Raw genomic sequence first — 13,679 nt, forward strand, 5'->3', positions numbered from 1 at the left:
GGCAGCCCTGTGGGCAGTTGGCTCGGAATCTGCGGAACGCTCAGTGTCGCCCTGGGTGTTCGCACACTGGTCCCGCTGCTTTCTGTGGGCCTCTTCTTGTCTTCCCCGTCGTCACCCCTGGTGGCCACCAGCACGACCGCGGCGATGGCCCCCAAGGCAACGATGACCGTGAGCAGGGCGAAGAGGCCATTGCGCTTCCCTGAAGGCCCGCCAGAAGGCGATGGGGGCGGCCAGCCGCCTCCGTCGGGAGGCGGTCCGTAACCGCCCCCTGGGGGCGGGCCGAAGCCCCCACCACCAGGGGGCGGTGGACCATTGGGCGGCTGCGTGGGCGGCTGGGGCGGTACGGGTGGCATGGCCATACCATCCAGAGTCGCCTCGAACCGGTCATGACGCGACCCCCATGCGGCAGTTGATGGGGAGCGCAGGGCGCAGCAGCCGTTCAGCCGTCGGCCTCAGAAGTGCACTCAGCCTCGGGCCCCCAACAGGTGATCCATGGCCAGTTGGTCGAGGTACTCGAACGCCATCCCACGCGCTGCGGCCACCTCCACGTCGAACGCCTCGAAGGCCGTCCGGTCGGCGAGCAGACCGGACAACCCGTCCTCGGCGGTGGGGAGCGCCAGTTCGTCCAGCCGTGCGGCGCGCAGCGCCTGCTGGACCTCCGGATCGGAGCGGAAGGCGGCAGCGCGCTCCCGAAGGATCAGGTAGTTGCGCATGCAGCCCGACGCCGACGCCCACACGCCTTCGTAGTCCTCCGTGCGGGGCGGCTTGAAGTCGAAGTGCCGGGGCCCGTCGTAGCCGCCTCTCTCCAGGAGGTCCACCAGCCAGAAGGCGCTGCGCAGGTCCCCCGCGCCGAACCGCAGGTCCTGGTCGTACTTGATCCCGGTCTGGCCGTTGAGGTCGATGTGGAAGAGCTTGCCGGCCCACAGCGCTTGTGCGATCGAGTGCGGGAAGTTCAGGCCCGCCATCTGTTCGTGGCCCACTTCGGGGTTGACGCCGAACAGCTCGGGCCGCTCCAGGCGGTCGATGAACGCGAGGGCATGGCCGACGGTGGGCAGCAGGATGTCACCGCGCGGCTCGTTCGGCTTCGGCTCGATCGCGAAGCGCAGGTCGTACCCCTGCGTCGTGACGTACTCGCCGAGCAGATCGAAGGCCTCCTTCATACGGTCGAGCGCGTCGCGTACGTCCTTCGCGGCTCCGGACTCCGCGCCCTCTCGGCCTCCCCACGCGACGTAGGTGCGCGCGCCCAGCTCGACCGCCAGGTCGATGTTGCGGATCGTCTTGCGCAGCGCGTAGCGGCGTACGTCGCGGTCGTTGGCGGTGAACGCGCCGTCCTTGAAGACGGGATGGGTGAACAGGTTCGTGGTGGCCATCGGCACGACGAGGCCCGTCGCGTCCAGGGCCTGCCGGAATCGCTTGATGTGCCCTTCCCGTTCGGTGCCCGACGATCCGAACGGGATCAGGTCGTCGTCGTGGAACGTCACTCCGTAGGCACCCAGTTCCGCGAGGCGCCGCACCGACTCGGAGGGGTCGAGCGCGGCCCTGGTGGCGTCTCCGAACGGATCCCTGCCCTGCCAACCGACGGTCCACAGGCCGAACGTGAACTTGTCCTCAGGAGTGGGCTGATAGTTCATGCGTGGCTCCCTCGCCTATTTCGTCATGGCCGTTTACAAATTAGTATCCGAGGGCTCCTCTGGGAAGGTCAGGGAGGGAACTCCGGGGCTCGCCCGGAGAGAGCCGCAGGAACGGAGACCGCCATGTCATCAGCTCCCGCCGCGCAGGGCGCCTTGGTCGTCGGCGTGGACAGCTCCACGCAGTCCACCAAGGTCTTGGTCGTCGACTCGGCCACCGGCCGGATCGTGGCAAGCGGCCAGGCCTCGCACCGCGTGAGCACGGGCGAGCATCGCGAGAGCGACCCCCAGGAGTGGTGGGATGCCCTTCGAACGGCCTTGGACCAGTGCGGCCGGCCCGCCCGCGAAGCCGCGGCGGTCTCCATCGGCGGGCAGCAGCACGGGCTGGTCGCACTCGACAAGAACGGCTCCCTGGTGCGGCCGGCTCTGCTCTGGAACGACGTGCGATCGGCCCCGCAGGCGCGGCGGCTCGTCGAGCGGCTCGGCGGCCCCAAGGTATGGGCGGACCGCGTCGGCAGTGTGCCGGGGCCCTCCTTCACCGTGACGAAGTGGGCCTGGCTGGCCGAGCACGAGCCTGCCGCCGCCCGCGCCACAGCTGCCGTGCGCCTGCCTCACGACTACCTCACGGAACGGCTCACCGGGGTCGGCACGACGGATCGCGGCGACGTCTCCGGAACAGGGTGGTGGGCATCGGCTTCGGAGACGTACGACGACACGATCCTCGACATGGTGGACCTCGACCCCGCGCTCCTCCCCCGCGTCGCCCACCCCGGTGAAGTCGTCGGCACCGTCCGCGACAGAAGCGAACTGCCCTTCTCCAGGGGCACGTTGGTAGCGCCCGGCACCGGTGACAACGCGGCGGCCGCCCTGGGGCTCGGCCTGCACCCCGGTACACCGGTGCTGAGCCTCGGCACCTCGGGCACGGTGTACGCGGTGTCGGAGCACCGTCCCGCCGATCCGACCGGAACTGTCGCGGGGTTCGCCGACGCGCGCGGCGCGTGGCTTCCCCTGGCGTGCACCCTCAACTGCACGCTCGCCGTGGACCGGATGGCCGCGCTGCTGGGTCTGGAGCGCGACGCGGTGGAACCCGGCGGCTCGGTCACCGTTCTGCCCTACCTGGACGGTGAGCGCACCCCGGCTCTGCCCCACGCCTCAGGAATGCTGCACGGGCTGCGGCACGACACGACACCGGGTCAGCTGCTGCAGGCCGCCTACGACGGGGCCGTGCACTCGCTGCTCGGGGCGCTCGACCTGGTCCTCGACACGGACGCCGACCGGTCGTCCCCTCTGCTGCTCATCGGCGGTGGAGCACGCGGTACCGCCTGGCAGCACACCGTACGACGCCTCTCCGGGCGCCCCGTGCAGGTCCCGCAGGCCCAGGAACTGGTCGCGCTCGGTGCCGCCGCGCAGGCCGCGGGGGTGCTGACGGGCGAGGACCCGAGCGCCATCGCGCGGCGCTGGGGGACCGCTCGGGGCCCCGTGCTCGACCCCGTCGAACGCGACGAGGCGACGCTGTCGCGGATCTCCGGGGTACTCTCCGACGCGGCGCCGCTCCTGGACAGGGCGCCCCATGGGGAGTGAGGGCTGACCGAGGCATGACCGCACCGCTGCACGACGCGCGCCGGGGGACGTCGGGTGCGCGGCTGCCCGATACCCAGCAGTCGATGCGCCGCCGCAATCTCTCCCGGGTGATGCACACGGTGGCCGCGCACGGACCGCTCTCCCGTGCCGCCGTGGCCTCCCGCATCGGACTGACACGGGCCGCCGTCTCGACGCTGGTGGACGAACTGATCCGGGCCGGGCTTCTCGACGAACTGGGTCCGGAGCGCCCGGGGCGGGTGGGCCGCCCCGGGTCCGCCCTGGCGGTCAACGCACGCGGACCCGTCGGCATCGGCGCGGAAGTGGGCGTGGACCACCTCGCGGTGTGCGCGGTCGACCTACGCGGCGAGACCCGGGCTCGCGCCGTACGACCGGCCCCCAATCGTAGTCGGTCGGCCGTGCCGGTCCTGGCGGAGCTGTCCCTTCTGGTGGAGCAGGTGTCTGCCGAGACGCGCCAGGCAGGACTGTCCCCGGCGGGCCTGGCCGTGGCAGTGCCCGGCCTCGTCGCCCGCGGCACCCACACCGTCGTCCGGGCCCCGAACCTCGGCTGGCACGACATCGACCTGGACGCCCTGCTGTCGACCGAGCTGCAGCTGACCGTGGACAACGAGGCCAACTTCGGCGCGCTGGCCGAGCTGTGGCTCGGCGAGGAGTCGCCCGAGGACTTTCTCCACGTCTCGGCGGAGATCGGCATCGGCGCAGCCCTCGTCGTCGACGGGCAGCTGCTGCGTGGTGCGCGCGGGTTCGCCGGCGAGTTGGGGCACATGCCCGTGCGAACCGACGGCACGGCCTGCCCCTGCGGCGGTCGCGGCTGCCTGGAACAGTACGCGGGCGTGGAAGCGGTCCTGCGCTCGGCCGGCCTGAACCTCGGCGAGGACCAGGTGGGGCTTCTCGCCGAGCGCGCCACGAGCGGCGACAAGAAGGTGCGGAAGGCGTTGCGGGGTGCGGGGGCGGCGTTGGGCATCGCGCTCACCGGCGCCGTCAATCTGCTGGATCCACGGGCCGTGGTGCTCGGCGGTGCGCTGTCGCGCCTCGCGCCGTGGCTGCTGCCGTCTTTGGAACGGGAATTGACGGAGCGGACCGCAGGACGGGCCTGTGGTGTGTCGGTCTCCCCCCTCGGCCCGGACGGGCCGCTGCTGGGGGCGGCGCACTCGGTGGCACGGGCGGTCCTGGATGATCCGGTGGGCGCCTCCCGGGCTGGATGACGTCCTCGCCCCGGACGGACCGGGCTGGGCTGGGCCGGGACGGGACGAACTGAGCATGGCTGGGCTGGGCATGGCCGGGCTGGGCTGGGCTGGGCTGGGCTGGGTCGGGACGACGATCCAGCACGACGCGATGCCCCACCGCGGCCGCCACGACCTCCCCTCCTCCGACGACGTGATGGCCCTCCGCGGACTCTGCGATCCCCCGATCGAGTGGCCGCGTTATCCACAGTCACGTGGCTGTACACAGATCCGAGCCATGCCCTTTCGCCTCAACCAGCGGGCGCCGTAACGTAATTCGCGAGGCACCGCCGTCGTGGCGACGGCGAGGGCCACATGGATCGGGGGATTCAGATGTCGGGGGAACCATTCCGGGACTGCGTCGCGGAGCCATCGACTTCGCGAGGTCCTCTTCCGCCGCGGGTCCCGTCGTCGATGTATGGATGCTGAAGAGAACGGAACGGTACAGCCATGAGTGACCCCAGGATCCTGACCGTGCGGCCGGAAGCGGGCGAGTATGCCTGGACGTTCGGCGGTGCGCCGCCGGTGGCGCGCATCACTCCGGGCACTGTTCTCGACCTGTTCACGGAGGACTGCTTCGCCGGGAACGTGCGCTCGGAGAAGGACCTTGTCTCCGAAGTCTGCGAGTTTCCGTTCCTGAATCCGCAGACCGGCCCCTTCTATGTGGAGGGCGCTGAGCCGGGTGACACCGTGGCAGTGCACTTCGTATCGATAGAACCGGCCCGGGATTGGGCAGCCTCTACCACGGTCCCTCTGTTCGGTGCTCTCACCTCCACGCACTCCACGGCCTCGCTCCAACCGCCCCTGCCCGAGACCGTGTGGATCTGGCAGCTCGACAAGGCCCGCCGCACCGCGCGGTTCAGCGCTCGGGACGGTGACTTCACGGTCGAGCTGCCCATGGATCCGATGCACGGAACCGTCGGTGTCGCGCCGGCGAATCTGGAGGTCCGCTCGGCCCTCGTGCCCGACGCCCACGGAGGCAACATGGACACACCCGAGATGCGGGCGGGTGTCACCTGCTACCTCGGGGTGAACGTCGAGGGCGCTCTGTTGAGCCTGGGCGACGGGCACGCCCGGCAGGGAGAGGGCGAGACCTGCGGGGTGGCCGTCGAGTGCGCGATGAACACCGTCGTGATCGTCGAACTCCTCAAGGGAATATCCACTCCCTGGCCACGGCTGGAGTCCGACACCCACATCATCTCCACCGGTTCGGCGCGACCCCTTGAGGACGCGTTCCGCATATCCCAACTCGACCTGGTGCAGTGGCTGGTGCGTGACTACGGCTTCAGCGAGCTGGACGCCTACCAGTTCGCGACGCAGACCGTCGAGTCTCCGCTGGCCAATGTCTGCGACACCAACTACACGTGCGTGGCCAAGATCCGCAAGGAATGGCTGCCGCGCCGGGAAACGCACCGCGGGCTGCACGCGCGGTTGCGCGAAACGGCCACCTCACTCCCCCACCCGACGCCCCTCAACCCCTCATAGTCCTCGTCTTCGCCAGCACCCCGGCCAAGGCAAGGGGCCATTCCAGTACAGCGCCAGGTCAGCCGGTCCCCCCACCGAGAGGTAGGTCCGTCATGGATCGAGCAAGACGTTTCCCCAGCAGGCGTCGACTGTTGCAGGGCGCGGTCGCCGCCGCCGTTCCCGCCACGCTCCTTCCCGCAACCCAAGCCAACGCCCGGGCCCAGGCCGTCGACTACCCCGGAGCCGAGTGGGTGCCGGCGAGCAGCTCCAACTACACGGCTTCGAACCGCCCCACCACGTATCCCGTCGACTACGTGGTCATCCACGTCACCCAGGAGACCTACGCGGACGCACTCGCCATCTTCCAGAACCCCGCGAAGCAGGTCTCGGCCCACTATGTGGTCCGTTCCCAGGACGGGCACATCGCCCAGTGCGTCCGCGAGCGCAACGTCGGCTGGCACGCGGGCAACTGGACCTACAACACACGCAGCATCGGCATCGAGCACGAAGGATGGGTCGACAAACCCGAGTACTTCACTGACGCGATGTACGAGAAGTCGGCGGCGCTGACCGCCGCCATCTGCGCCAAGTACGACATCCCCAGGGACCGCGAGCACATCATCGGCCACCACGAAGTGCCCGGCTCGGACCACACGGATCCCGGTCCGTACTGGGACTGGTCGCGCTACATAAGGCTCGTCAACTTCGCCTGAGGCCGGTCCGGGCGACGAGGCGACACCGGCACCGGCACCAGCACCAGCACCAGCACCAGCACCAGCACCAGCACCAGCACCAGCACCACACGACACCCGGGCGGCGCCGCCACGCAGCCCGCACGGCTCGCCAAGCCGATCCATTCCGCATCCTTGTCGGGTCCCTTTCCCGGGGCGACGATGGCACCACCGCATCGCCGTCCCGGGAGGCCGAATTGACCGATCCATGGGTGGCCCTGGAGCCGGGCACCGACCCCAACGAACGAGTGAGGGAGTTGCGCCGGGCCCACGAGAGGTTCACGGCCGCGGGGACGGTCGTCCGCCCGGTGCGTTCGGTGGTGGCCGACTCCTGGCGGAGATCGGCGAGAGCTCGGGTGAGTCCAGAGGGCAGCGGTGCCGCGGTGGAGCTCACTGACGGCGATCTGGGGGCGTATCGGGCCGAGCATCCGTTGGCGCGTGTGATGCCGTTGTTCCGTGAGCTGATGGGCACCTTCGCGGCGGACGGGGAGCATCTGCTCGCGGTGTGCGACGCGCACGGCAGGCTGCTGTGGGTCGAGGGCCACGCGGTCACGCGGCAGCTCGCGGGGCGGATGAACTTCGTGCCGGGCGCACGGTGGGCGGAGTCCGCCATGGGGACCAACGCTCCGGGGACGGCGGTCGCCGTCGACCGCCCGGTGCAGGTCTTCGCCGCCGAGCACTTCATGCGGCGCGTCCAGCCGTGGACGTGCGCGGCGGCTCCCGTGCACGATCCGCGCTCGGGGCGGGTGATCGGCGCGGTGGACATCACCGGCGGGGACGGTCTGGCGCATCCGCACAGTCTCGCGTTCGTGCAGGCCGTCGCGCGGGCGGCGGAGTCCCAACTGGCGCTGCTCGCGCCCCCGGTGGAGGCCAGGGACGTGGTCGAGCTGTCGGCGCTGGGGCGTGACGAGGCGTTGCTTCTGGTGGGCGGACGCAAGGTCCGGCTCAGTCGTCGGCACAGCGAGATCACCGTGCTGCTGGCCCGCCATCCGGAAGGGCTGACCGGGGACGAGTTGTTGTACGCGCTGTACGAGGACGAGTCGGTGCCGCAGGTGACGTTGCGGGCCGAGATGGCGCGGCTGCGGCGGGTGCTCGGCGCGGAGCTGCTGCGGTCGCGGCCGTATCGGCTGGCGCTGCCCGTCGAGTGTGATGTCGACACGGTCGAGCGCCGGCTGGGAGCCGGGGCGGTGACGGCGGCGGCTGCCGCTTATGCGGGACCATTGCTGCCGCAGTCACAGGCGCCGGCCTTGGTGAGGCTGCGACGCAGGCTCGCCGATCAGCTGCGGGCGGCGCTGGTCGACCGCAACGACCCCGACCTGCTGGCGGACTGGGCACACGCTCCGTGGGGCGATGACGACCTGGTGGTGTGGCAGGCCCTGGCCGCGCTGCGCCCCACGGCTCCGGTACTGGCCCGCCTGAGGCAGCTCGACGCCGACCTGGCGTCGAACGGGGATGACCACACGTAGCCAGGTGCATGCGTGGCCACGGCCGCGCAACGTTGATGCAACGTCCCCGTTTCTAGCCTCCGAGCGAGCGCTGCCCAACGGCGGGCAGCCGTCCACGGGAGGCCAGTCGAAGATGACCCGTTACGCAGCGCCCGGCACCGAAGGTGCGATCGTCTCCTACCAGTCGCGCTACGACCACTTCATCGGCGGCGAGTACGTGGCGCCTGCCCGTGGCCAGTACTTCGAGAACCCGAGCCCGGTCAACGGCCGCCCCTTCACCGAGGTCGCCCGGGGCACCGCCGAGGACGTCGAGCGCGCCCTGGACGCGGCGCACGCGGCCGCGCCCGCGTGGGGGCGTACGTCCGTCACCGAGCGCGCGGACGTGCTGCGCAAGATCGCCGACCGGATGGAGGCCAACCTCGAACAGCTCGCGGTGGCCGAGAGCTGGGAGAACGGCAAGCCGGTGCGCGAGACCCTCGCCGCCGACATCCCGCTCGCCATCGACCACTTCCGCTACTTCGCGGGCGTGATCCGCGCGCAGGAGGGGTCGCTGAGCGAGGTCGACGAGGACACCGTCGCGTATCACTTCCACGAGCCGCTCGGTGTGGTCGCGCAGATCATTCCGTGGAACTTCCCGATCCTCATGGCCACGTGGAAGCTGGCGCCGGCGCTGGCCGCCGGGAACGCCGTCGTGCTCAAGCCGGCCGAGCAGACCCCGGCCTCCATCCACTACTGGATGAGCCTGGTCGCCGATCTGCTGCCGCCGGGGGTCGTCAACATCGTCAACGGGTTCGGGGTCGAGGCGGGCAAGCCGCTGGCGTCGAGTCCGCGCGTGGCGAAGGTCGCGTTCACCGGTGAGACCACCACGGGGCGGCTGATCATGCAGTACGCCTCCGAGAACATCAAGCCGGTCACGCTGGAGTTGGGCGGCAAGTCGCCGAACATCTTCTTCGACGACGTGTGGGCGGCCGACGACGACTTCCGGGACAAGGCACTCGAAGGCTTCACGATGTTCGCCCTCAACCAGGGTGAGGTCTGCACGTGTCCGTCGCGGGCACTGGTGCAGCGCGGGCACTACAACGAGTTCATCGAGGCGGCGATCGCGCGCACCGAGCAGATCAAGGCCGGGCACCCGCTGGACACCGACACCATGATCGGCGCGCAGGCGTCCAACGATCAGCTGGAGAAGATCCTCTCCTACCTGGACATCGGCCAGCAGGAGGGCGCGAAGGTCCTGACGGGCGGACAGCGGATCGAGCACGAAGGCGAACTGGCGGGCGGCTACTACGTCCAACCGACGATCTTCGAGGGTGACAACCGCATGCGGATCTTCCAGGAGGAGATCTTCGGTCCGGTCGTCTCGGTGGCGTCGTTCAACGACTTCGACGACGCGATCAAGATCGCCAACGACTCGCTGTACGGCCTGGGGGCCGGGGTGTGGACGCGGGACATCAACACCGCGTACCGAGCGGGACGTTCGATTCAGGCGGGCCGCGTCTGGACGAACTGCTATCACGCGTATCCCGCGCACGCGGCGTTCGGCGGCTACAAGCAGTCGGGCATCGGGCGTGAGACGCACAAGATGATGCTGGAGCACTACCAGCAGACGAAGAACCTTCTGGTGTCGTACTCGCCGAAGAAGCTCGGCTTCTTCTAAGGGCACACAAAAGGGCGCCTGACCTGGGCTTTCACCCGGCAGGCGCCCTCGGCTCGCCGCACTCAGCACAGGGGGCGGTTTACGTCATAACTCCCAGTTCCTCCCACCGTTGCCCCACTCCTGACCAGCTCTTCCGGACCAGTGACGGACCAAGGCTTCGGCTCGCCCGGTCGCAGCCGCTCACTGGCTGACGCGTTCCCACTCCTCCATGGACTGTTCGATGAGCCGGTTGGCCTGCTCTCGGACGCCATCCAGAAACTTGGCGTAGTGGCGGAAGAGGACCTCGATGCTCTGACCCGCGCGGCGAGCGCATTCGGCCGGATCCACACCGGAGTGCAGCCAGAATGAGATACCGGCGTGCCGGAGGTCATAGGGCCGCTTGGCCAGCCCAGAGGTGAGTTCCGTTCGAGTCAGGACGTACTTGCGCGCCCGCGCCCACGTCGTACCGTACGCAGCCGCGTCCACGTAGTTGCCGGCCTGGTTCCGAAACAACCGTCCATCCGGTGCTACGCCGAACCGTTTGATGTGTACACGGAGAATGCGCACGAACTGCGGGGGGATGGGCACAGGCCGTGTCGCGTTGACCGCACGGCGCTTGAGCGAGTGAACCTCGTACACTGCGCCATCGTCCGTCCAGTCCTTGCCTGCGACGACGACACCGCCGGACAGGTTGAGCATGCCCCACCCGGCCTTGGGCAGGTGACACTGGTCGAGCCGAAGGTGAATGACCTCCGCCGGCCGCATCGCCGCGTAGTACATACAGCCGAAGAACGCCTCTAGGTGAGGGCCACGCCCGCGCTGCTGAGCAACCGCCGTGAGGAGCCGGGCCACTTGTGCCGGGTTGGGAACGGCAGTTGGGTCCACCTCCTCATTGGCCGACGGAGCATTCCACCTGAGTCCGTTGAGAGGGTTCTCCGCGAAGTAACCCTTCTCCACGGCCGTGTTGAGTACTTCGTTGAATGCGGCCCGCTTTCGCCGTGCCGTCTTGGCCGCAGCCGCCTTGCCATCCAGCTTGCGGCACAGGGCGTCCAGCGCCCGTCGCAGCACGTCGGCTTCCGCGAGAGCGCTGACGGGCAGGGAGTTTCGCTTCATCCACTCCAGGGCCTTGTGCCACTCCTCGGTCGGCTCTTGGGCCCATGCATTCTTGTTGAACGCCCAGGAGTACAAGGCACGCCGCAGTACCCGCGGCTCTGGATGGATTGCGCCAGGGTGCACTAGGGCAGGCGTGATGGTGGCGAAGGCGTCGGCCAGAGTACGGCGAGTGTTTCCCGGTGTACGGTCCCACCGTTGGTCCAGGTATTCGTGAGCAAGGTCGTACCACGTCGTCCGCTGCTTGATAGCCCTCAGTTCGGACGCCGGCAGACCAGTGTGTACGTCGAAAGCCTCACCGTCACGCGCTGCTGTCATCAGCTTTGAGCGCCTGCTGTCGGCTAGCCCGGAGGTCATGAATGATTCTGATTTTTCACGTCCATCGACCGTCCAGCGAACCATGAACGGCTTGCGCCGGTCAGGGCGCTCGCGTATGTCCCAGAAGCGGACGTTGTAGCTCATCGCCAAGTGTCAGAATCTCTTTCGCACATGTCCCACCAGGCATCCAGATCAGCCCGGCGGCACCGGAGTTCACCATTGGGCAACTTGAACATGCGGGGCGCTTGCCCGCGAGCGCGCATGCGGTAGAACGCCGACGGACTCAAACGGATCTCCGTCAGAACCTCAGCGAGCTTCAGAGCAGGAGGACGAGCCATGCAATATCACCTTCGTATCGAGAAGCGCTTCACGCCGGAACTCCGTCAGCGCATAGCCGGAACAGCTCGCCAGCCGTCCACGACCACCCACCGTCACAGACGACATGACGCAGCAAGGCATCAAGGATCGATACAGCGAGGGATTCCCTCACAGCGCGCTGGTGAGCTGTTTGGCGGGAGGGCTCGCGCAGCGAGCAGCCATAGCCGTGGGCGCAAAGCGGGGCCATAGACGTACCAGCAGGTGGCAACAGCCGCCCTACTACCTCCTCTCAAATGGGCGGGGCACTACCAACTGTGTCCGCTGCGGCTCCACCGCCAAGCACAGCCGTGTGCGAACGGAATCAATGGTCCGCACGATGCCCGGTTTCGCTAACCGGGCATCGTCTGATATGTATCGCCCAGCATCACGAAGGTCGGAGCTGTCTATGCCGGTCCGTCATCGGTCAGGGCGCCAATCGGTTGGACCGCACAACGGGAGGCTCTCCGCCTGCCATGAGGACCACCAGCTCGTCGCCGTTAAGTCAAGTCGGTTCCGGGCGGCGACGAGTGCAGAGGCTCGGACTGTATGGCGAGTTGCAGCTCTAGGAGGATTAGCCACGTGTGCAAGAACCGCACGGTCACGTTGGCTGCCGTGCTGCAGCAGGCCCTCACCGCATAGCCCGGCCGCACAGACACAGCGCTGTGGACAGAGTCACGTGCTCTTCGATCTGTTGGGCTCTCCACGCGTGAAGGGTGCCGCGCAGCAAGCGGAGGGCAACAGTGATGCGGGCAGGTCGTATAGGGACGCTCGACAGTTGGACCTCCATGTGGTCGGGGCTCGGTCGCGGAACCGGATGCCTCGGGAGGCGGGCTCTTGAGGGATGGCCGTTAAGCCAACCGCTAAGAGTCCGCTTCCTGCCACTGACCTGGTACTTTCCGGGACGTTGTACTTTGACATGGTTTCGGAAGAGGTTCCAGTCCGTTAGGACTCTTTCTCGTCTGCTGTGGGCGAATGCTCCGATTTCATCGAATCGAGGCGTGTAACAACGAACGAAACGAAGGGATTTCCGTTCCCCGTAGAACAGCGTAGGGAATCGATTCACAAGATCGCCCTTGCCACGATGCAGACTGAGCCTCTTCCAACCTCGCGGTGGGGTCCGTCAGTTGGTCTGTCCTGCAACGTGAAGAAGTTCCTGGTAGACGGTGTCACGACCAAGATCCACCGTGCCCCCCAGGAGCTCTGCTTGCTTGTCTATCCATCGGCGATCGATCTGTCCACCCGCACCCTGCAGTACCTGACCGGGCAACTCGCCTCTCGCAGACGGGAGATCGGGACGCGGTGGCGACGGCTGACCGCTGGCCGCTGGCCGCTGGCCGTCAGGCCCTGCCCGCTCTGGCACACCTGCGGTGCGGTGACACCTCCGCCCAGCTCGCCGCCGGGTTCGACATCGGGATCACGACCGCCTTCCGCTACATACGCGAGGCCATCGACGTCCTGTCCGCCCTCGCCCCGACCGTTGCCGAGGCGATGGAGTCGATCAGGGCGACGGCGTTCGTCATCCTCGACGGCACGCTGCTGCCGATCGACCGCATCGCCGCCGACACCCCATACCACTCCGGGAAACACAAACGCCAGGGCATGAACATTCAGGTCCTCACCGCCCCGTTCGGGCGGCTGCTCTGGGCCTCGTCGGCTCTGCCCGGCTCGACCCACGACCTCACCGCGGCCCGGAGTCACGGGATCATCGACGCACTCGCCGACGCTGGCGTGAAGTGCTGGGCGGACAAGGCGTACCAGGGCGCAGGCCGCCATGTCCCGGTGCCGTTCCGAGGCCGTCAGCTCAAGAGATGGCAGCGCCGCCACAACACCGCACACGCCAAGATCCGCTGCGTCGGCGAACAAGCCATGGCCATCCTGAAGGGCTGGCGCCTGCTGCGGAAAGTCCGCTGCAGCACCAACCGAATCACCGACGTGGTGAAGGCCGTCTTCGTCCTTCACCACACGTCAGCATGAGGTTGAAAAACCCTCACTATGGCGCCGCCCGACACAAGAAGTTGAGCCGAGAGCGGGCGGTGAGTTTCTTTCCCTATCACCACGTCGGAAAAATCTTATATGCGAATCCCGAGACATCCATTACGATCGGACACATCAGAATAATCTAGCAGTCAAGCTGAATAAGCATCGATCCAGAATCGGAAGGGAAAACA

Annotated in this window: 9 protein-coding genes and 1 pseudogene; 7 read left to right on the plus strand and 3 right to left on the minus strand. The window is 68.0% G+C overall.

The window, feature by feature from the left end:
* Window positions 1–464: 464 nt before the first annotated feature.
* Window positions 465–1,631 carry a xylose isomerase gene (xylA, locus tag AB0L89_RS21410; protein ID WP_365143065.1) on the minus strand — a complete coding sequence of 389 codons (1,167 nt, stop codon included), beginning with the start codon at window positions 1,629–1,631 and terminating at the stop codon, window positions 465–467.
* 123 nt (window positions 1,632–1,754) lie between these two features.
* Between xylA and xylB the strand changes: the two genes are divergently transcribed.
* The 6 genes from xylB (at window position 1,755) to AB0L89_RS21440 (ending at window position 9,747) form a co-directional block, all read left to right on the plus strand.
* A complete protein-coding gene (gene xylB / locus AB0L89_RS21415; protein WP_365143067.1) occupies window positions 1,755–3,209 on the plus strand; it encodes a xylulokinase in 1,455 nt (484 codons plus the stop codon).
* Between the two features lie 14 nt (window positions 3,210–3,223).
* The gene (locus AB0L89_RS21420; RefSeq protein ID WP_365143069.1) at window positions 3,224–4,432 is read left to right on the plus strand and encodes an ROK family transcriptional regulator; all 1,209 of its coding nucleotides are present in this window, start codon (window positions 3,224–3,226) and stop codon (window positions 4,430–4,432) included.
* A 468-nt stretch (window positions 4,433–4,900) separates the two neighbouring features.
* Window positions 4,901–5,935, plus strand: coding sequence for an acetamidase/formamidase family protein (locus AB0L89_RS21425; RefSeq protein ID WP_365143071.1), 1,035 nt, complete (start codon window positions 4,901–4,903; stop codon window positions 5,933–5,935).
* A 92-nt stretch (window positions 5,936–6,027) separates the two neighbouring features.
* Entirely contained in the window at window positions 6,028–6,627 is a 600-nt protein-coding gene (locus AB0L89_RS21430) for a peptidoglycan recognition family protein (protein WP_365143073.1), read from the plus strand.
* A 215-nt stretch (window positions 6,628–6,842) separates the two neighbouring features.
* Window positions 6,843–8,111 (plus strand): GAF domain-containing protein, encoded by a 1,269-nt coding sequence (locus tag AB0L89_RS21435; RefSeq protein WP_365143075.1) that lies wholly within the window; start codon window positions 6,843–6,845, stop codon window positions 8,109–8,111.
* 112 nt (window positions 8,112–8,223) lie between these two features.
* Window positions 8,224–9,747: an aldehyde dehydrogenase family protein gene (locus tag AB0L89_RS21440; protein ID WP_365143077.1), complete on the plus strand. Its 1,524-nt coding sequence runs from the start codon at window positions 8,224–8,226 to the stop codon at window positions 9,745–9,747.
* Window positions 9,748–9,927: 180 nt separating this feature from the next.
* Here the strand turns inward: AB0L89_RS21440 and AB0L89_RS21445 are convergent, their stop codons facing one another.
* Complete coding sequence (locus AB0L89_RS21445) at window positions 9,928–11,298, minus strand: integrase (protein WP_365143079.1); 1,371 nt, start codon at window positions 11,296–11,298, stop codon at window positions 9,928–9,930.
* Window positions 11,295–11,492, minus strand: coding sequence for a DNA-binding protein (locus AB0L89_RS21450; protein ID WP_365143081.1), 198 nt, complete (start codon window positions 11,490–11,492; stop codon window positions 11,295–11,297). The genes AB0L89_RS21445 and AB0L89_RS21450 overlap by 4 nt, the downstream gene beginning before the upstream one ends.
* 1,223 nt (window positions 11,493–12,715) lie before the next feature.
* On the opposite strand from AB0L89_RS21450, the pseudogene AB0L89_RS21455 reads away from it, so the two are divergent.
* Window positions 12,716–13,485: pseudogene (locus AB0L89_RS21455) on the plus strand (transposase family protein).
* The last annotated feature ends 194 nt before the right edge of the window (window positions 13,486–13,679 follow it).

The sequence above is a fragment of the Streptomyces sp. NPDC052114 genome, assembly GCF_040680155.1.
In the GTDB taxonomy this organism is placed as follows: domain Bacteria; phylum Actinomycetota; class Actinomycetes; order Streptomycetales; family Streptomycetaceae; genus Streptomyces.

Excerpts from the sequence above, each read along its gene's own strand:
- xylA (WP_365143065.1), bottom strand. The coding sequence starts at position 1,631 with ATGAACTATCAGCCCACTCCTGAGGACAAGTTCACGTTCGGCCTGTGG.
- AB0L89_RS21420 (WP_365143069.1), top strand. The coding sequence starts at position 3,224 with ATGACCGCACCGCTGCACGACGCGCGCCGGGGGACGTCGGGTGCGCGG.
- AB0L89_RS21430 (WP_365143073.1), top strand. The coding sequence starts at position 6,028 with ATGGATCGAGCAAGACGTTTCCCCAGCAGGCGTCGACTGTTGCAGGGC.
- AB0L89_RS21425 (WP_365143071.1), top strand. The coding sequence starts at position 4,901 with ATGAGTGACCCCAGGATCCTGACCGTGCGGCCGGAAGCGGGCGAGTAT.
- AB0L89_RS21445 (WP_365143079.1), bottom strand. The coding sequence starts at position 11,298 with ATGAGCTACAACGTCCGCTTCTGGGACATACGCGAGCGCCCTGACCGG.
- AB0L89_RS21440 (WP_365143077.1), top strand. The coding sequence starts at position 8,224 with ATGACCCGTTACGCAGCGCCCGGCACCGAAGGTGCGATCGTCTCCTAC.
- AB0L89_RS21450 (WP_365143081.1), bottom strand. The coding sequence starts at position 11,492 with ATGGCTCGTCCTCCTGCTCTGAAGCTCGCTGAGGTTCTGACGGAGATC.
- xylB (WP_365143067.1), top strand. The coding sequence starts at position 1,755 with ATGTCATCAGCTCCCGCCGCGCAGGGCGCCTTGGTCGTCGGCGTGGAC.